This window comes from Mycobacterium sp. URHB0044, assembly GCF_000620625.1.
In the GTDB taxonomy this organism is placed as follows: domain Bacteria; phylum Actinomycetota; class Actinomycetes; order Mycobacteriales; family Mycobacteriaceae; genus Mycobacterium.
Window position 1 is genome coordinate 283,986 of the sequence record NZ_JIAW01000004.1, and the last position, 16,806, is coordinate 300,791.

Below are 16,806 nucleotides of genomic sequence, written 5' to 3' on the forward strand. Positions count from 1 at the left end.
CGGTCTCCCCTTCTCGACGCCTCTCCACGAGTCGATTATCGCCCCCGGCCCACGACGCGGGTCTGAGTTGGGTAACTAGGTTTACTCTGTCCGTACCAAGTTTCGACAGACGGGGAACCCATGGACCTGACGTGGTCGGCGGCCGACATCGCCTTTCGCGACGAGGTGCGCGCATTTCTGGACGACAAGCTGACTCCTGATCTACGGCGGGCCGGTCGGCTGATGACGAGCGTCTACAGCGACCACGACGCGAGCCTGGAGTGGCAGCGAATTCTGCACGATCGCGGCTGGGCGGCGCCGGCGTGGCCCGTGGAATACGGCGGCTGCGACTGGAGCCTGACGCAGCACTACGTCTTCAGCCGAGAGTCGACGCTGGCGGGCGCACCGGCGTTGTCTCCGATGGGAATCCGCATGGTGGCGCACGCGATCATCGCCTACGGCACGCAGGAGCAGAAGGACTTCTTCCTGCCCCGCATCCTGACCGGCGAAGTGTTCTTCTGTCAGGGCTACTCCGAGCCGGAGTCGGGTTCGGACCTGGCATCGCTATCGATGGCCGCCGTCTCAGATGGTGATGACCTCATTTGCACCGGCAGCAAGATCTGGACCACCCACGCCCGCGAAGCCAACTGGATGTTCGGTCTGGTGCGCACGTCGCGCACCGGCAAGAAGCAGCAGGGCATCACGTTCGTGTTGATCGACATGGCTTCGCCCGGCATCCAGATCCGGCCGCTCGTCATGACGTCGGGCGAGGAGATCCAGAATCAGGTCTTCTTCGACGAGGTGCGCGTGCCGAAGACCAACGTGATCGGCGAGATCGACGACGGGTGGACCGTCGCCAAGTATCTGCTCGAGTTCGAGCGCGGCGGCGGTGCGCATGCACCCGCGTTGCAGGTGATGGCCGAACACGTGGCGACCGCCGCGGCAGGCCAGCCGGGTCCCGGCGGCGGCCCGCTGCTCGACGACCCGGCGTTCGCCACCAAGCTCGCCGACACACGAATCCGTACCGACGTATTGGAGATCCTCGAGTACCGGGTGCTGGCCGCGATGGCCGGCGGCGGGCACCCCGGCTCGGCGTCGTCGATGCTCAAGATCCTGTCGACCGAGCTCAGTCAGGCGCTCACCGAACTGGCGATGGAGGCGGCGGGGCCACGCGGCCGCGCCTACCAACCGCACGCGACGTGTCCGGGCGGGCCGGTATCCGAATTCGAGCCACCGCCGGACGGTTACGTCAGCGGTGAGCCGTGGCAGGCGGCGGCACCGCTGCGGTACTTCAACGACCGAGCGGGCTCGATCTACGCGGGTAGCAACGAAATTCAGCGCAACATTCTGGCGAAGGCAGCTCTGGGACTCTAAATGGACTTCACCCTCTCCCACGAACAGGAACTCCTGCGCGACGGCCTGACCCGGTTTCTGGCGACGCGCTACGACCTCGAGAAGAGCCGGTCGGCGGCGAAGACGGGCGCAGGTTGGCAGCCCGACGTCTGGCGTGCGCTCGCCGAGGAGCTCGGCGTCCTCGGCGCCGCCCTTCCGGAGGACGTCGGCGGAATCGGCGGCGGGCCGGTCGAGATGATGATCATCGCGGAGGCACTTGGCCATGCCTTGGTCGTCGAGCCGTACGTGGACACCGCGGTGGTGGCCGCGGGTCTGCTCCGCCGCGCGGGCGGCGACACCGCCACCGCCCTGCTCGCGCGGATCGCCGACGGCCAGGCAATCGTGGTGCTGGCCGCCGCCGAAGCGGAATCCGGGGACCGCTGGCAGGACGCCGCGACCACCGCACGCCGGGACGGAGCCGACTGGGTCCTCGACGGCGCCAAGATCATGGTCTGCCACGCCCCGCTGGCCACGCATCTGCTGGTCACCGCCCGCACCGGCGCAGGTCTGTCGCTGTTCTGCGTCGAAACCGGCACGGCCGGCATCGAGGTCCACGGCTTCCGCACGGTCGACGACCGTCGGGCCGCCGACCTGGTCTTCAGCGGGGTGCGGCTGCCCGCCGACGCGCTGCTCGGCGGGGACGGGCAGGCGTGGCCGTCGGTCGATCATGCCCGTGACGAAGGTGCGGCCGCCGTGTGCGCGGAGGCGGTCGGTAACATGCGAAAGGTGTTGGCCGACACCGTCGAATACTGCAAGCAGCGGCAACAGTTCGGGCAGCCGATCGGCAGCTTCCAGGTGCTGCAGCATCGGATGGTCGACATGCACATGGAGCTCGAGCAATCCATCGCCGCCACGTACCTGGCAGTGCTGAACCTCGAAGCCGAGGCCGCGGTCCGAGCGCGTGCGGTGTCGGCGGCCAAGGCCACGATCGGCAGAGCGGCACGGTTCGTCGGCCAGAACGCCGTGCAATTGCACGGGGGCATGGGAATGACCGAGGAACTGGCGATCGGGCACTACTTCAAGCGGCTGACGGCCGTGCAGTACGAGTTCGGGTCGACCGATCAGCACGTCGCGCGGTATGTGGAGCTGACCAGGGCGTGAGTCTTCGCGGATGGGTGTTGTTCGCTGCGATGAGCGTGATCTGGGGTATCCCCTATCTGCTGATCAAGGTTGCGGTGGAGGGTGTTTCGCCGCCCGTTCTGGTGCTGGCGCGGACCGCGATCGGTGCGGCCGTGCTGTTGCCGCTGGCCCTGTCGCGGGCCGCGTGGGCTCCGGTGCTGCGGCACTGGCGCCCGGTTTTGGTCTTCGCGTTCTTCGAGATCATCGCCGCCTGGTTGCTGCTGACCGACGCCGAGCGCCGCATCTCCAGTTCGTTGACCGGTCTCCTTATCGCAGCGGCACCGATCATCGCCGCGGTGCTCGACCGGTTCACCGGTGGCGAAACGACATTCGGGATCAAACGGATCGCCGGTCTGGCGCTCGGGATCGTCGGTGTCGCCGTGCTGGCGGGCCCCGAACTCACGGGCGGCAGCGCCTGGCCGGTGACGGAGGTGTTGTTGGTCGCGGTCTGCTACGCGATCGCTCCCCTGGTCGCCGCGCGCTATCTGGGCGACGTGCCGACACTGCCGATGACGGCCGCGTGCCTCGGCTTTGCCGCGCTGGTGTACGCCGGGCCGGCGGCGGCGACGTGGCCCGACCAGATGCCAAGCACGCGAGTTCTATTGGCACTCGCCGCACTTGCCGTGATTTGCACCGCACTGGCGTTCATCGTCTTCTTCGCGCTGATCCGCGAGGTCGGTGCCGCCCGCGCACTGGTGTTCACCTACGTCAATCCCGCGGTGGCACTCGCGGCAGGAGTGATCGTCCTGAACGAGCCCTTGACTCCGTGGAACGTCGCGGGACTGGGCCTGATCCTCGCCGGGTTGGTGTTGGCTACCCGGCGGGCCGACGCGGAGCCGGTTGTGTCGGAACCGACTCAAGCCGGGCCACGCTGAACCGGTCGGCGACCGTCAACGCACCCGGAGGGCAACGCCTTCGGTGACGGCGAGCAGCTGCTCGTAGGTGAGCGGCATGACCGAGTCCGCAGTCCCGGCCGCGGTCCAGATGACGGCGTACTGAGCGAGTGACTCGTCGACGACGGTGCGCAGCCGGCTCGGATGACCCAGAGGTGCGACGCCGCCGATGACTTGGCCCGTCGCGTTGCGGACCATCCGCGGATTCGCCTTGGCGATCGTCTCGGCGCCCAGTGTCTTGGCCAGCAGCTCGGTATCGACGCGCTGCGCGCCGCTGGCCATGACCAGCAGGGGTCCGCCGTCGCAGTCGAAGACCAGGCTATTGGCGATCGCCCCGACCTCACAGCCGAGCTGCGCGGCAGCGGCGGCCGCGGTCTTCGCGTCGGCGTCGAGAATGCGGATGGCCGGCTGCACGCCCGCCTCAGCGAGTGCTTGCGCGACGCGCGAGTTCCGTTCGTTCACTTCGGATCCCGGGAGTTCCTCATTGGCACACCTCGTCATCGACGTACAGAGTCGGTCACAAGCTACTTCAGTGCCGACAATAACCGAGGCGCTGGCGCGTCACAGCGCGCCACGCTTCGCGACCCATCGGTGCTGAAAGTCCAAGACCGTTGCCGCCGTGTCGAAATCAGCATCGTAGTGTAGAACCGTCAGCCTGTGGGCCGCGGCCATGGCCGCGGTGAGGAGGTCTGCCACACCCACAGATCTATGTTTGCCCGACATCGCCAGCTGGAACTGAGCTTCGAGCGCCGTTTGCCAATGTTGGTCATTGGTTGGCAGATACTCGTAAACGGCCCTGCGTCGGTCTCTCACGCGAGCGAACTCTCGGGCGGATCGGACACTGTAAAAGGCCTCGGCATCGAGGACCGGCGTGGTAGCTACCAGGCCGGAGTCGATGACGGGAGCCAACAGTTCGGCGACGGCTGGAATCCCCATTCGTGCGGCGGCACTGGTGTCGACCAAGTACCGCGCCGTCACCGCCACACGTCGTCCCGTGCGCCGCGGTCTGTCATCTCGGCCATACCACCCGACATGAGCCACTCGATTTCACGTGCCCGTGCGGCGCGGGTTGCGGCCAACTGCAATGCAGACCGTACGGTGTCGGCGATTCCGGTCGTGCCGAGTTCCCGCTTCGCGGCCTCAAGGAGCTCGTCCTCGATGTCGATGAGTCGCTTGGTCACCCGAATGCCTCCTATATACATCACGCACTCCGCGTATATAGTAGCCGCAGCTGCGCGCAGGCATCCTGGAAGCGGTTCCAAGAAGCACCATCGGGCTGCAAAGGCGTACTCATGGGGCCCTTCGTGCGCATGCGAATCCAGTCAATCGCATTGTGGACGCCCTTGGCGAGGTCGAGCTCCGGCACCTGCAAAGCGCCCCGACACCTCAATAACTGCTCCTCGTAGCGATCGTCCCAGCAATCCGTCCGCCACCCAGGCCATCGATCATCGATCGCATCGAACAGACCCCGCGCCTCAGAGGTGGTCCACACACCTACCGACCGGGCTGGCACGTCGACATGGACGCCGCTCTCTGGAATCGCAAGACGGCGCATCCTGGTAAACCCCTTGCCCGGAAGGGTTTTCAGCATCGACGGCCCCTGCCATCCGGCGCTGTAACCCCACCACAGCGGCCACAGCCGCAGGGCTCCATCTTCGCCCACGACTGATACGACATGGCAGAGTCCGTCTCGTCCGCGGGCGCGCTGCAATGGTTGGCCGACCCTGCCGGTCTCCCATCTCCGCTCGGCTTCGACGTACGCGGCCAGCTCATCTGTCCCTCCGTACGCCCAGCCGACCGAGTAGTCGGGCCAGGTGATTCCGAGTGCGGCCAGCATCGCCCGCCGCTCCGGCATGGTCGTCATGAGCTCGTCGCCGAAGAACAAGAGCCGGCGTGCGTCGAGGTCGACCAGCGCTCCGCCTTCCGCCCACGTGGGACTGGTCCACTCGTCCCGTGGGCACCGCCGGTGCAACGTGATGTAGCTCAAGGCAAATTCCGGCCCGAACGCGAGCGCATCGAGCATGCAACAGCCAGCCGTATTCGAATAGTGCAGCTGCCACTGACCGTTCTCCACGATCACCAGGTTGGCTCGATTGCCCATCGTGATCACTCCTCGTCGCAGTTGTTGCGACGACCATCACTCGGAGCGACGACAAGCCAGGAGCGCTAGTGGCGACTCATCCACAGAGCGCGTTTCATCCACAACCGGACGCATCAGGCCTTGGCGAGTTGCTTCTGCTCGTACAGCCGCGCCCACTCCTTGCGCGGCCGGATCGACACGTCGACGTCGGTCGCCTTCGCCCGCAGCGCCTTCACGGTGGCCTGCTCGCGAGGGGTGCGCGCGAACGGATCCCAACCGAAGAAGCGGCAGGAGTTCTCCCACGTGATCTTGTTGATGTCCGAGTCGTCGGCGCCCGCTGCGTTCAACTCGGCGAGCACCTGTTCGGGCGCGTCGGGCCAGAAGCAGTCGGAGTGCGGGTAGTCGCACTCCCATGCGATGTTGTCGATGCCGATCTCGTGGCGCAGCTTCAGCGAGGTCTTGTCGGTGACGTAGCAGGCCAGCGAATGGTCGCGGAACACGTCGCTGGGCAGCTTGTCCCCGAAGTCGCGGCGCAGCCACTTCTGGTTCGTGTAGTGCCGGTCGCTGCGATCGAGATAGAACGGGATCCAGCCGATGCCGCCTTCCGAGAAGGCGAACTTCAGGTCGGGATAGTTGCGCATCGCGGGGCCCCACAACAGATCCTGCGCGCACATCGCCGACACCTGGGTGGCCAGGATGATGAGGTTGTCGATCGGCGCGTTGGGCGCCATGCTGATCGCCCCGAAGCCGGTGCCGATGTGCAGGCACATCACCACGTTCTCCTCCGAGAGCGTCCGGAACACCGGGCCCCAGTAGTCCTCGTCGTGATAGCTGGGCAGCCCCTCCAGGTGCGGAAGCTCGGGCATCGTCACGGCCCGGCAGCCCTTCGCCGCCACCCGGCGGATCTCGTTGCACATCCCCTCGGGCGTCCACGTCGGCAGGATCGCGATGGGGATGAAGCGGTCCGGGTAGGAACCGGCCCACTCGTCGATGTGCCAGTCGTTGTACGCCGACACCATCACCAGCGTGACGTCCTCCCGCGTCATGTTCAGGTGCCGGGCGGAGAAGCCGGTGAACGTCGGGAAGCACATCGAGGCGAGGATGCCGTTGCGGTTCATGTCGCGAACGCGTTCGTGGACGTCGTAGACGCCGGGCCGCATCTCGGCGAAACCCGCGGGATCACGGCCCCACTCCTCTGCCGGCCAGGACACGACCGCGTTGAGCCCGCTGACGCCCTGCGGCCGGCCCTGGTACATCCACTGGTCGACGCCCTTGTCGTCGGTGACGACGATGGGTGCCTCGGATTTGTACTTGGCAGGGACGTGGTTGAGGAACATGTCCGGCGGCTCCACGACGTGGTCGTCGATGCTCACCAGGATCAGGTCTTCGGTCTGCATACCCAAGTAGTACCGTCTAGCGGTGTGACCGTCTCTGCGCTTTCGGACAGAGGTTTATCCGAATCGGCCAAGATTCCCCGGCCCGTGATCGAACTTCGCCGAGGTGGCCGTGCGCTCGCCGGTAGCTACCTCTACGAGGGCGACGGGCTCATCACCGGCTGGCACTCCCACGAGGTGCACCAGATCGAGTACGCGGTGCACGGCGTGGTCGAGGTGGAGACCGACTCCGCGCACTATCTGCTGCCTCCGCAGCAGGCGGCCTGGATCCCGGTCGGGCTGGAACACCAGGCCGTGATGAATCCCGACGTCAAGACCGTCGCGGTGATGTTCGACCCGCAACTCATTCCCGACGGCGGTGACCGGGCGCGGATCATCGCGGTGTCGCCGCTGATCCGCGAGATGATGATCTACGGGCTGCGGTGGCCGATCGACCGTGCGCATGGCGATGACGTCTCGGACGGCTTCTTCCGCACCCTGGCCGATCTCGTCTCCGAGGCCCTCGACCACGAGGCGCCGTTGAGCCTGCCGACGTCGGACCATCCAATCGTCGCGGCGGCCCTGGCCCATACCAAGCAGCACCTCGACTCCGTGACCGCCGACGAGGTATGCCGCGCCGTCTCGGTGTCCGAGCGGACGTTGCGCCGCCTGTTCGCCGACACGCTCGGACTGTCGTGGCGCACTTACCTGCTGCACGCGCGCATGTTGCGGGCCATGGCGCTGCTCGCGGCGCCCGAACAGTCGGTGCAGGAGACCGCGACGGCGGTCGGGTTCGACAGCTTGAGCTCGTTCACCAGGGCGTTCACGCTGTTCAGCGGAGAGACGCCATCGACGTACCGCAAAAGAGTTGGCGGAGCAGGGATTTGACGGAACCTCGGCCTACGACTCGATCGCTTGGTCGTTGCCGCTGCGTCGAGTCAGTCCGTCCCGCAGGAGTGTGTTGACGGAGTTTTGCCATCGTTGCAGCTGCTCGGACGTGTTGAAGGGTTCGGGGAGATGGCGTTCGATGTGACCACGCAGGATGAGCGCGCCGAGGGCCAACACGAGGGAGTTGAGGGCGGCCCACGTCAGGTCGAGGTCCGGGCCCGTCTCACCGTGTTCGCTGCGCCGGACCCAGCGGGCGGTCCCCTGCGCCACCAGGGTGTCGAACACCGCGATTCCCAGCGGGGTCCCTTCGACGATCGCGTGACCGATGTAGTCGGCCACGTCTGGCTGCTCGGCGATGAACTGGGTCACCTTCTTCCCGACGTCGGCGATCGAATCGGCGGGCGGCTCGGGGATGGGTTCGGACAACGTCGCGCTCACCACAGCCAGCACATGTTCGTCGACGGCTTTGATGAGGCCGGCCTTCGTCACGAAGTGGTGCTGTACCAGTCCCAGGGACACCCCGGCCGCAGAGGCAACGCTGCGCAACGTCGTGGCCGACGTGCCGACGGTCGCGAAGCTCGTCAGAGCGGCATCGCGTATCCGCTCGAACGTCGAGGGCTCGTCCTGACCGACTCGATCAGTCTCCGACTGCCCGGTCACACCACCAGAGTAGACAATACGCGTGTATCGTTTTCCGATACAAACGTATTGTCGACCCGCCGGGTGATGTGGAGGCCATCGCAGTGCACGACGGAATGCGGCCCGCCGACACGGCCATCCAGACCAGATCGCGTGAAACACGAAGTTCGATGTCGTTCGAGGGGTCGTCGAACTTCGCGTGCACACGAGATCCCGACCGGTGGACGACGACTGCTGACGAGGGCGCCAAGGCGCTCTGCCGCGCCTGTCCCCGCCGTTGGCTCTGCGCGCAGGACGCCTGCCGGACACCCGGGGCGGAAGGCCTGTGGGCCGGCATCTTCATCCCCGAAGCAGGTCGGGGTCGCCAGTTCGCATTGAGGCAATTGCGCTCCCTGGCCGAGAGCAACGGTTACCCGGTTCGCAGGGCGGCGTCGTAGCGCGAATCGTCTGCACCACGGCCGTCGACCGGTCCCGCCCCAGTACCCTGTCGACGGGATGACTGCCGAACGGATCGACCTGATTCACGAGCTGGTGTCGTCGGCCGCCGCCGCCGTGCCCGACCGGGCCGCGATCATCTCCTCCGATGGCACGGCGACGACCTTCGCCGAGTTCGACCGTCAGGTGTGCTCGGTCGCGGCCTGGGTCGGCCGACGTACGCGCCGCGGCGACCGCGTAGCCGTCATCGCGGACAACAGCGCCGCGTACGCCCTGCTGTATTACGCCGTTCCACGCAGCGGCCGCATCCTGGCGCTGATCAACCAACGGCTCAGCCCCGGGGAGCAGGCTGCCCAGCTGGCATCGGCCCAGCCCACCGTCCTCTTTGGTGATGCGCGCTATCTGAAGGCGCTGCCGAAGGACACCTCGATCACGCACGTCGTGGCGTTCGACGAGCCGGATTGGCAACGCGCGAACGATGATTGGGAGGGTTGCGCCGAGACCGTCGCGCCCGACGACCCCGCCTGGCTGTTGTTCACCAGTGGATCCACTGGGCCGGCGAAGGGCGTGCTGCACACCCATCGCTCGATCACGGCCGCGGTACGGGGCACGATCGCCGGGCGTTCGGTGCAGTCCGGTGGCATCTACCTATTGCCGTTTCCGATGTGCCACGTCGCCGGTTACAACATGTTGGTGCACCACGGCGCGGGCTCCACGGTGCTGCCCGTCGCGGCGTTCCGTCCCGACACCTTCGCCGCGGCAATCAACAGCCACGGCGTGACGTCCTGCTCGCTGGCACCGACGATGCTGCACGCACTGCTCACTCATCTCGAGGAAACAGGAATCGAGCTGCACACGCTGCGCGACATCGCGTACGGCTCCGCCGCGATTCCCGCCGATCTGCTCCGACGTGCGCTGGGGCGTCTCGACGTGAACTTTCATCAGGGTTACGGAATGACCGAAACCGGCGGCAACGTCACGTTTCTCGGTCCCGCCGAGCACCGTGCCGGAGCGCGTGGCGACACCTCGATCCTGTCCACCGCGGGGCGCCCACACGGTGGCGTCGAGATCCGCATCGACTCCGAGAAGGACGGTGTCGGTGAAATTCTCGTTCGCGGTGCGCAAGTCGCGGCCGGTTACTGGCCGGGTGACGTGCCGGCGACGGTCGACGGTTGGTTGCGCACCGGCGACGTCGGCCGCATCGACGGCGATGGTCGTCTCGTCGTGGTCGATCGCCGCAAGGACGTGATCATCACCGGCGGCGAGAACGTGTCGTCACGGGAAGTGGAGGACGTGCTGTCGAGTCACCCGGACGTCGATCAGGTGGCCGTCGTCGGCGTGCCCGACGAGTATTGGGGCGAGGCGATCTGCGCCGTCGTCGTGACCCCTCCGAACCGGCGACCGTCGACCGAGGACCTCACCGCGCACGTCCGGTCGCGGATCGCCGCCTTCAAGCGCCCACGGCACGTGTTGTTCGTCGATGCTCTCCCGTTGACCAGTAACGGCAAGGTCGCGAAAGAGGCTGTGCGGCAATATGCCAGGGCCGAGCTGAGCTAAAGGAGGCGTCCGCTTACGCCTCGTGGCCCGGTTCGACGTCGCGCAGGTCGGAGAACGACAGCCAATCCTCGAAGCCCTCGGGCGACATGCCCGCCACGGGGTCGAGGAGATGTCCGACGTGATCGCCGACGTCGAAGCGGTTCAGGACAAGACCGACGAACCACGCCGACGCGTCCTCGAGGATGGGTAGCCCCTCCGGTCCGGGCCGCCACGCGCACCGTTCGAACTTGTCGATCCGATCGCCCGTCTGCCCACCGAACAACTCGGCCACGTCTCGATGGCGCCGAGATAGGACGTGGACGGCCAGATGCGTCGCGTGCTCAGCGACCCGGTAGGTGCGGTTGCGGCGCGAAAGCCCGATCAAGAACAGCGGCGGGTGAATGCTGGTCTGACTCGCGAACCCGACCAGGCACCCCGCCTGCGCTCCGTCGGCAGCTCGGGTCGTCACCACGAACATCGGGTAGTCCAGCGTGGCCACCAGCCGTTCGAACGCCTGAGTGCTTGGTTCGGTCGTCATCGTCGAGATTCCGCTGCAGCCGATTCAGTTGGCGAGATCGAATGCCTTGACGACCTTGGTGGGCCGGACTCGGACGGTGATCTCGCCGGGAACGGCGTTGCGGCGGCCGAACTCGTCGGCGCGTTCGGCGCCCATGTAACGCGCGCCCGTCCTCGTCGCGATGTCGAGCGCCTCGTCGAGATCGTCGCTGGTGGTCGCCTCGCCCTGGATCTGCACGAAGCCATACGGTGGGTGCGGGTCGTCGACGCACAGGACCACGCGCGGATCACGTGCCAGCGCACGGCCTTTCGCCGTGTCCTTGCCGGTGTTGAATACCAGGTCGCCGCCGTCCACCACGAACCACACCGGCGCCACCAACGGTCGGCCGTCGGCGGCCAGGAATCCGAGCATTCCGGTACGCGTACCGGAGGAAAGGAAGGCGATCACGTCTTCGGAGAGTTCGGCCACCCGACCCACACTAGTCCGGCGACTGCGGATCCGGACGGCGGCGGTTTACGTCTGGCCGTGCTGCTCGCGAAAGGCGATGGTGAGCTGCACACGCGACTTCACGTCCAACTTTCGGAACACGGCCCGAAGATGGGTATTGACCGTGTTCGGGGAGACACCCAACTCCGCCGCGGCGGAGCGGTTGGTGTGCCCTGCGCTGATCAGCTCCACGACACGCAACTCCGTTGGGGTCAGGGCCGCCCAACCCGTCTGCGGCCGGGGCGCCGGATCGAGAATCCGGACTCCGCGGATGCCTTGGCTACGAAGAAGTTTCGCGACGGCGCGACCGCTCGACAGGGCTCCCACCCGTCGATAGATCTCTCCCGCCTCGACGAGCGCCGGGACACCCGCGTCGGGCCGGCCATGGCTCAGCAGCGCCGACCCGAGGTCCTTCAGCGCGTCGGCGAGGACGAGCGGGCGGGGTGATTCCCGAAGGACCCCGACCGCGTCGGCGAGCACACCCGGGTCGTCGGCCAGCAATCCACGGACGTGCAGTGCCGTTCCCGCCAAGGTCGGTACACCCGGATTGCGTTGTGCGACAAGCTCGGCGATATGGGCGGCCTTGCGGGCGAACTCCCGGTTCGCGGCGTCGAGGCCGATGCGGGCCAGCATCCGCATCCACGGGGGTGACCAGGGCCAGGGATCGCGGGACTCCTCTGCCCCGTCGAGAAGCGGCGCCAAAATCGCCAGGCCGCCGTCGTAGTCTCCGGAGGTGGCCTTCAGCCAGCCCTGCATCAGGCGCAGGCGCGGGACACCGCGTCCATCCGTGCCGTCGTCGTCGTCCTCGGCGGAGGCGAACAGCTCCGCCGCCTTCGGAAGGTCGCCGCGGTAGGTCGCCACGGCGGCCAGCACCATGCGTGCGTTGAGCCGAAACCCGTAGTTTCCGGTCTCGTCCGCGAGCCTCAGCAGCGTGCGGGCACCCGCCTCGGCGGCGTCGAAACGGGCCAGGTTGTGGTCCTGCCACATCTGCGCGTAGAGCATCGAGGGCAGCAGGCCGTCGTCATCGTGGGCGTCGCGGATCTTGGCCAGCATCGCCTCGGCGTCGTCGTAGCGGTCGAGATGCTGAAGCGTCCTGATCTCCTCGTCCTGGTACGCCGAATCCGACAACCGCCGCAGGTGGGTGAAGTGGTCAAGGGCTAGTTGGTGTCGACCCTCATTGCGCGCGGCCTCGATCAAGGCCACGACGGCGAGCCGCTGAGAGTAGGCGTCCTGGAGTCGGTGACCCTCGCCGAGCGCTACCCGTGCCATCGCCTCGGCGCTCGCCGCCGACCGTGTCCGGGATGCCGCAAGTGCCTGCGCCGCCGAGAGTTGAGCGCGCAGCACCGCCGAGACACCGTCTCGAACCAAGGCACCGCCGGCGCGCCTCTCCATCTGGACGCAGTCACCGGCGCACCAGAGCGCCCGGCACGCCTGCAGTTCGATCCTGGCGATGGTCTCGGGTTCGACCGCGACTGCGAGCAGCCGGTCCGCCACGGCCAGCGCCTCCCCTTCCCGCTGCACGTTGACCAAGGTCTCGACCGTGCGCTCGCCGGCGAGCAACCACGACGGATGGGTATCGGACGTCAGCGCGAACGCCTGCTGCGCCAGTTCGGCTGCCTGATCGGGCATCGAGGCCATGCACTCGCGGGCCGCCTGTTCCAGCGCGAGGACCGCTTCTTCGTCGTCCTGCACGGCGCTCGCCCGGAAGTGCGGCGCCGCCACCAACACCGACTCTCCAGCGCCGACGACGTAGCGGGCGCAGGCACGGTGTAGCGCCCGGCGATCGTCCGGCCGGATGTCTGCGTATACGGCTTCACGAACCAGGTCGTGGGGGAAGAACACCTCGCCATCGGCGCTGCCGAGCAGCCCGTTGTCGACGCCTTCCCGCACCAACGTTGCCACCTGTGCCTCCGAAACACCGCCGAGCAGATGCGCCGCATCGGTGGTGCTCAAAGCGCGGCCCCACACGGCGGTCAGCCGGATCAGGGCGCCCGCCTGCTCCGAGAGTCCATCGAGTCGACCCCTGACGCCGACCGACAACTCGGCGTGCAGATCGCCGACGCGTTGCCCCCGCTCGTGCCGACGCGCGAGACCGTCGATCACCTGCGCCGCCCAGAAGGGGTTTCCGCCGACCCCGCCGAGTAGACACCGAATGTCCGCCGACGGTTCGGCGCCCAACCGGTCGGAGGCAAGGCCGTCGATGTCGTCGAAGGTGAGTGGACCTAGCGCGATGCGCGTGATGGTCGTGGCACCGTCGGTGCCCGCAATCATCTCTTCGAGTGGATCGCTGGGGACCCACCGGCTGGCGACCGCCCACACCACGGGCGACCCGGCCAGCCGCGCCGGCAGGACGCGCAGCGCGAACCTGGTCAGCCGGTCGGCCCACTGGACGTCGTCGATGGCGATGAGCACCGGAGTGTGCACGGCCAGCTCCTCCAGCACCGCGCTGATCCGGTCGATCAACCACAGCGGTTTGTCGTACAGCGGTGCGAGGCTGGCGAATGCGTCGCCTGACAGCAGCGGTTGAGGGCCGGATCGCAGGGACACCAACAGCGGTGCGCCAGGAGCAATCTGGTCGCCTTGTTCGGCCTTGCCGCCACCCACCTTGAATCCCGCCCGGGATGCCTGTTCGACGACGGCGCGAAGAACCGCGGACTTGCCGATGCCCGGCTCACCACTGATCACCACCAGCGCGCCCTGCCCGGTCCTGGCCGCGCGACGCAACGCGTCGAGCGCGCGCGACATCGCGTCGCTGCGTCCTCGGAGCGCGAACCGAGCCATCAGCCGTCCATCCCATCACGCCCCGTTACGACACCGTCGACGCCGCTCAGCCGGGCGATCCGGCCACTGATCCGCAGCACGGGGATGCTTTGGAGAACGCGGTTGCGCACGAAAGATTCCCCTGGCAATTGCCTGACAGCGGACCGTTCGACCACCTCATCGTCTGCGGCCGCCAAAGATCATCAATTCATGCGATGGGCAGGACGAGCCATCGGTGATTGAGTCATCGCTGCTTGCGAAGTTACTCGCAAGTAAGTTGCGCCGAGTACGCGCTCACACCACCCAAGGGGTTCGCATGCAAGTTGCCGTCCGTCCACACGTCACCGCGGGCGTCGCGCTCGTCGGGGCCAGTCTGATCGCCGCCTCGACCATCTCACCGATGCCGGACATCCACCTGCCGGAAGTGCACCTACCGGCGATCCACACCGCGAACGTCCATCTCGCCGCGCTGGTGAATCCGCTCGAGGTGTACGCCCAGGTCTTCCAGGATGCGCTCGCCAACGCCGGCACCCTGGCCGACAACGCACTGCCGGGGCAGTTGCTCAAGCAGCTGATTGCGAATCAGGTCAGCAGTGCCGCCACGCTCGCCGCGGCCGTGCAGACCACGGGTGGGGACATCGCCACCGCGTTGACCACTCAGGTGCCGCAACTGCTGCAGACCGCCGTCACACAGCTCGCGGCGGGCAACGTCTCGGGCGCGGTGAACAGCCTGCTGCAGGGTCCGCTGGCGGTCGTGCTGCCCGCGGTGGATCTCCTTCCCGCGCTGCAGACGATCCTCACCAAGCCGCTCCAGAATCTGGTCAACGTCGTCAACTCGTTCACCTCCGACCCACTGGCCACCGAACTGCTGCTCAGTGGTTTCATCGCTCCACTGATCAGCACGCCCGCGGCCGCGGCAGTCGCCTTCCAGAACGTCCTGAGCGCGGTCGGCACGCTCAACCCCGTGGCGGTTGCGAGTGCGATCCTCGCCGCCCCCGCCGTGGTCGCCGACGGACTACTCAACGGCGGCTACGGCCCCGATCTCGGCGCCCTGGTGTCGCCGGGATTGACGGTCAAGGCCGGCGGTCTGCTCAGCTCCCCCGGCCTCGTCTTCAACGACGACGGCAGCTTCTTCGTCAACACCGGCGGCCCCCTCGCCGCGTTGCAGCAGGTGCTGCAGAAGATCGCCACGGCGATCGCGCCGCCCGCACCGGCGACTGCCCAGGTCGCGAAGACCGACATCGCCAGCGTTCCCTCGGCGGGCGCTGCGACGCTCACCCTGTCGACGCCCAGCATCCCGGCGAAAGCGACCCCGTCCACCGAGACGCCGTCCACTGAGACCGCCGGCGCCGCAGAGCCTTCCGCGCAGAATCCTGAGGCACCCGCGCCTGCTGCCGATACGACGAAGGCCCCGACAACCGAATCCTCTGGCACCACAGCGGGTTCGGCAACCAAGACCGAATCAACGGATGCTGCCGGCGGCAAGACGCCGACGGACAAGGGCGCCGACGAGACGACCGGCAACAAGGTGGAGCCGCACACCACCGCCGGCTCGGCCACGACCAAGTCAGGCGACACCGCCGCCGCTGGTGGCGAGACCGCGACAGAGCACGCGGGTACGAAGACCGCGACATCCGAGAGCAGCGCGGACAAGGGTGCGGACTCCGCGACGAAGAAGGCGAGCACTTCCAAGTAACGCGAGCGACAGGCCTCCTCCATCAGGGCGATGGAGGAGGCCTTTCGTCGTCGTATGACCCTTGCACGGACGATTGATACGAATCAGTAGATCCGCCCATTAATAACCAATATTGCAGTCCGACAGGAGGTGATACGATTCACCAAACACGACGTCGAACATGAATCGAGGCACCACCATGGGTCAGCTAGATGGCAAGGTCGCATTCATTACGGGTGTCGCCCGTGGCCAGGGCCGTTCGCATGCGCAGACCCTTGCCCGCGAGGGCGCCAACATCATCGGCCTCGACATGTGCGCGAAACCGTCGACCACGGCGTATGACGGCGCCACCGAGGAAGACCTGCAGGACACCGTGCGATTGGTGAAGGAGGCCGGCGGCGACATCGTCGCGGAGGTCGCCGACACCCGTGACTATGACCAGGTCAAGGCCGTGTTCGACAGGGGCATCGAACAATTCGGCCGTGTCGACATCGTCATCCCCAATGCGGGTATCTGCTCGGGCGCCAAGACGTGGGAGATCAGCCCGCAGGATTGGCGCGAGATGATCGACATCAATCTCAACGGCGTCTTCCACACGGTCAAGGCCGCGGTGCCGACACTGATCTCTCAGGGCGACGGCGGAAGCGTCGTCTTCATCGGCTCGACCGAAGCGCTCAAGGGTGCCGAGAACATCTCGTCCTATGCGGCGTCCAAGCACGGCGTGACCGGATTGATGACGTCACTGGCGCGCGAGTTGGGCCAGTACGGCATTCGGGTCAACTCCGTGAACCCCACGTGCGTCGACACCCACATGATCAACAACGACTTCGTCTACGGCCTCTTCCGTCCCGACCTCGACAAGCCCACCCGCGAGGACGTCGTCGACACCTTCTCCGGCACGCACATCCTGCCGGTTCCGTGGATCGAGCCCGGCGACGTCAGCAACGCGATTCTCTACCTGGTGACCGAACCAGGCCGCTTCATCACGGCCACCACGCTGGTGATCGACGCGGGGTTCATCGTCAAGTCCTGAT

Annotated in this window: 17 protein-coding genes; 8 read left to right on the top strand and 9 right to left on the bottom strand. The window is 66.9% G+C overall.

From position 1 onward, the window contains the following. The first annotated feature begins 120 nt into the window (after positions 1-120). Genes N536_RS0110620 through N536_RS0110630 form a run of 3 tightly spaced genes read left to right on the top strand, consistent with a single transcriptional unit; the run spans position 121 to position 3,365 of the window. On the top strand, positions 121-1,353 hold the full coding sequence (locus N536_RS0110620; protein ID WP_029113593.1) for an acyl-CoA dehydrogenase family protein: 1,233 nt from the start codon (positions 121-123) through the stop codon (positions 1,351-1,353). Then, positions 1,354-2,472, top strand: coding sequence for an acyl-CoA dehydrogenase family protein (locus tag N536_RS0110625; RefSeq protein WP_029113594.1), 1,119 nt, complete (start codon positions 1,354-1,356; stop codon positions 2,470-2,472). Continuing rightward, a complete protein-coding gene (locus N536_RS0110630) occupies positions 2,469-3,365 on the top strand; it encodes a DMT family transporter (protein ID WP_029113595.1) in 897 nt (298 codons plus the stop codon). The genes N536_RS0110625 and N536_RS0110630 overlap by 4 nt, the downstream gene beginning before the upstream one ends. A gap of 15 nt (positions 3,366-3,380) precedes the next feature. Here N536_RS0110630 and N536_RS0110635 read toward each other — a convergent pair whose 3' ends face one another. The 5 genes from N536_RS0110635 to N536_RS0110655 all read right to left on the bottom strand — a co-directional run bounded on the left by N536_RS0110635 (position 3,381) and on the right by N536_RS0110655 (position 6,860). Beyond that, a complete protein-coding gene (locus N536_RS0110635) occupies positions 3,381-3,884 on the bottom strand; it encodes a YbaK/EbsC family protein (protein ID WP_036435947.1) in 504 nt (167 codons plus the stop codon). Positions 3,885-3,944: 60 nt separating this feature from the next. Continuing rightward, positions 3,945-4,361: a PIN domain-containing protein gene (locus N536_RS0110640; RefSeq protein ID WP_231514478.1), complete on the bottom strand. Its 417-nt coding sequence runs from the start codon at positions 4,359-4,361 to the stop codon at positions 3,945-3,947. Next, positions 4,358-4,564, bottom strand: a complete 207-nt coding sequence (locus tag N536_RS0110645; protein WP_029113598.1) for a hypothetical protein — start codon at positions 4,562-4,564, stop codon at positions 4,358-4,360. Before N536_RS0110645 ends, N536_RS0110640 begins: the two co-directional genes overlap by 4 nt. Before the next feature lie 20 nt (positions 4,565-4,584). Next, positions 4,585-5,484 carry a hypothetical protein gene (locus N536_RS40690; protein ID WP_081809156.1) on the bottom strand — a complete coding sequence of 300 codons (900 nt, stop codon included), beginning with the start codon at positions 5,482-5,484 and terminating at the stop codon, positions 4,585-4,587. Between the two features lie 113 nt (positions 5,485-5,597). Then, positions 5,598-6,860, bottom strand: a complete 1,263-nt coding sequence (locus N536_RS0110655) for an amidohydrolase family protein (RefSeq protein WP_029113599.1) — start codon at positions 6,858-6,860, stop codon at positions 5,598-5,600. 24 nt (positions 6,861-6,884) lie between these two features. Between N536_RS0110655 and N536_RS0110660 the strand changes: the two genes are divergently transcribed. Continuing rightward, on the top strand, positions 6,885-7,724 hold the full coding sequence (locus N536_RS0110660) for a helix-turn-helix transcriptional regulator (protein WP_029113600.1): 840 nt from the start codon (positions 6,885-6,887) through the stop codon (positions 7,722-7,724). Positions 7,725-7,736: 12 nt separating this feature from the next. Here N536_RS0110660 and N536_RS0110665 read toward each other — a convergent pair whose 3' ends face one another. Next, positions 7,737-8,384 (bottom strand): TetR/AcrR family transcriptional regulator, encoded by a 648-nt coding sequence (locus N536_RS0110665; protein ID WP_029113601.1) that lies wholly within the window; start codon positions 8,382-8,384, stop codon positions 7,737-7,739. Positions 8,385-8,533: 149 nt separating this feature from the next. Here N536_RS0110665 and N536_RS0110670 point away from each other — a divergent pair, with 149 nt between their 5' ends. Both N536_RS0110670 and N536_RS0110675 read left to right on the top strand, forming a co-directional pair. After that, positions 8,534-8,800, top strand: coding sequence for a WhiB family transcriptional regulator (locus N536_RS0110670; RefSeq protein WP_029113602.1), 267 nt, complete (start codon positions 8,534-8,536; stop codon positions 8,798-8,800). 58 nt (positions 8,801-8,858) lie between these two features. Further along, positions 8,859-10,355 carry an AMP-binding protein gene (locus N536_RS0110675; protein ID WP_036435948.1) on the top strand — a complete coding sequence of 499 codons (1,497 nt, stop codon included), beginning with the start codon at positions 8,859-8,861 and terminating at the stop codon, positions 10,353-10,355. Positions 10,356-10,368: 13 nt separating this feature from the next. Here N536_RS0110675 and N536_RS0110680 read toward each other — a convergent pair whose 3' ends face one another. Genes N536_RS0110680 through N536_RS0110690 form a run of 3 tightly spaced genes read right to left on the bottom strand, consistent with a single transcriptional unit; the run spans position 10,369 to position 14,118 of the window. Then, entirely contained in the window at positions 10,369-10,872 is a 504-nt protein-coding gene (locus tag N536_RS0110680) for a flavin reductase family protein (protein WP_029113604.1), read from the bottom strand. Between the two features lie 24 nt (positions 10,873-10,896). Beyond that, positions 10,897-11,319 (bottom strand): PPOX class F420-dependent oxidoreductase, encoded by a 423-nt coding sequence (locus N536_RS0110685; protein WP_029113605.1) that lies wholly within the window; start codon positions 11,317-11,319, stop codon positions 10,897-10,899. A 45-nt stretch (positions 11,320-11,364) separates the two neighbouring features. After that, positions 11,365-14,118 carry a LuxR family transcriptional regulator gene (locus N536_RS0110690; protein WP_029113606.1) on the bottom strand — a complete coding sequence of 918 codons (2,754 nt, stop codon included), beginning with the start codon at positions 14,116-14,118 and terminating at the stop codon, positions 11,365-11,367. Between the two features lie 295 nt (positions 14,119-14,413). Here N536_RS0110690 and N536_RS0110700 point away from each other — a divergent pair, with 295 nt between their 5' ends. After that, positions 14,414-15,793, top strand: coding sequence for a hypothetical protein (locus N536_RS0110700; protein WP_029113607.1), 1,380 nt, complete (start codon positions 14,414-14,416; stop codon positions 15,791-15,793). A gap of 178 nt (positions 15,794-15,971) precedes the next feature. Continuing rightward, a complete protein-coding gene (locus N536_RS0110705; protein WP_029113608.1) occupies positions 15,972-16,805 on the top strand; it encodes a mycofactocin-coupled SDR family oxidoreductase in 834 nt (277 codons plus the stop codon). The last annotated feature ends 1 nt before the right edge of the window (position 16,806 follow it).

Excerpts from the sequence above, each read along its gene's own strand:
- N536_RS0110655 (WP_029113599.1), bottom strand. The coding sequence starts at position 6,860 with ATGCAGACCGAAGACCTGATCCTGGTGAGCATCGACGACCACGTCGTG.
- N536_RS0110670 (WP_029113602.1), top strand. The coding sequence starts at position 8,534 with ATGTCGTTCGAGGGGTCGTCGAACTTCGCGTGCACACGAGATCCCGAC.
- N536_RS0110700 (WP_029113607.1), top strand. The coding sequence starts at position 14,414 with ATGCAAGTTGCCGTCCGTCCACACGTCACCGCGGGCGTCGCGCTCGTC.
- N536_RS40690 (WP_081809156.1), bottom strand. The coding sequence starts at position 5,484 with ATGGGCAATCGAGCCAACCTGGTGATCGTGGAGAACGGTCAGTGGCAG.
- N536_RS0110675 (WP_036435948.1), top strand. The coding sequence starts at position 8,859 with ATGACTGCCGAACGGATCGACCTGATTCACGAGCTGGTGTCGTCGGCC.
- N536_RS0110635 (WP_036435947.1), bottom strand. The coding sequence starts at position 3,884 with ATGACGAGGTGTGCCAATGAGGAACTCCCGGGATCCGAAGTGAACGAA.
- N536_RS0110620 (WP_029113593.1), top strand. The coding sequence starts at position 121 with ATGGACCTGACGTGGTCGGCGGCCGACATCGCCTTTCGCGACGAGGTG.
- N536_RS0110690 (WP_029113606.1), bottom strand. The coding sequence starts at position 14,118 with ATGGCTCGGTTCGCGCTCCGAGGACGCAGCGACGCGATGTCGCGCGCG.
- N536_RS0110625 (WP_029113594.1), top strand. The coding sequence starts at position 1,354 with ATGGACTTCACCCTCTCCCACGAACAGGAACTCCTGCGCGACGGCCTG.
- N536_RS0110705 (WP_029113608.1), top strand. The coding sequence starts at position 15,972 with ATGGGTCAGCTAGATGGCAAGGTCGCATTCATTACGGGTGTCGCCCGT.
- N536_RS0110680 (WP_029113604.1), bottom strand. The coding sequence starts at position 10,872 with ATGACGACCGAACCAAGCACTCAGGCGTTCGAACGGCTGGTGGCCACG.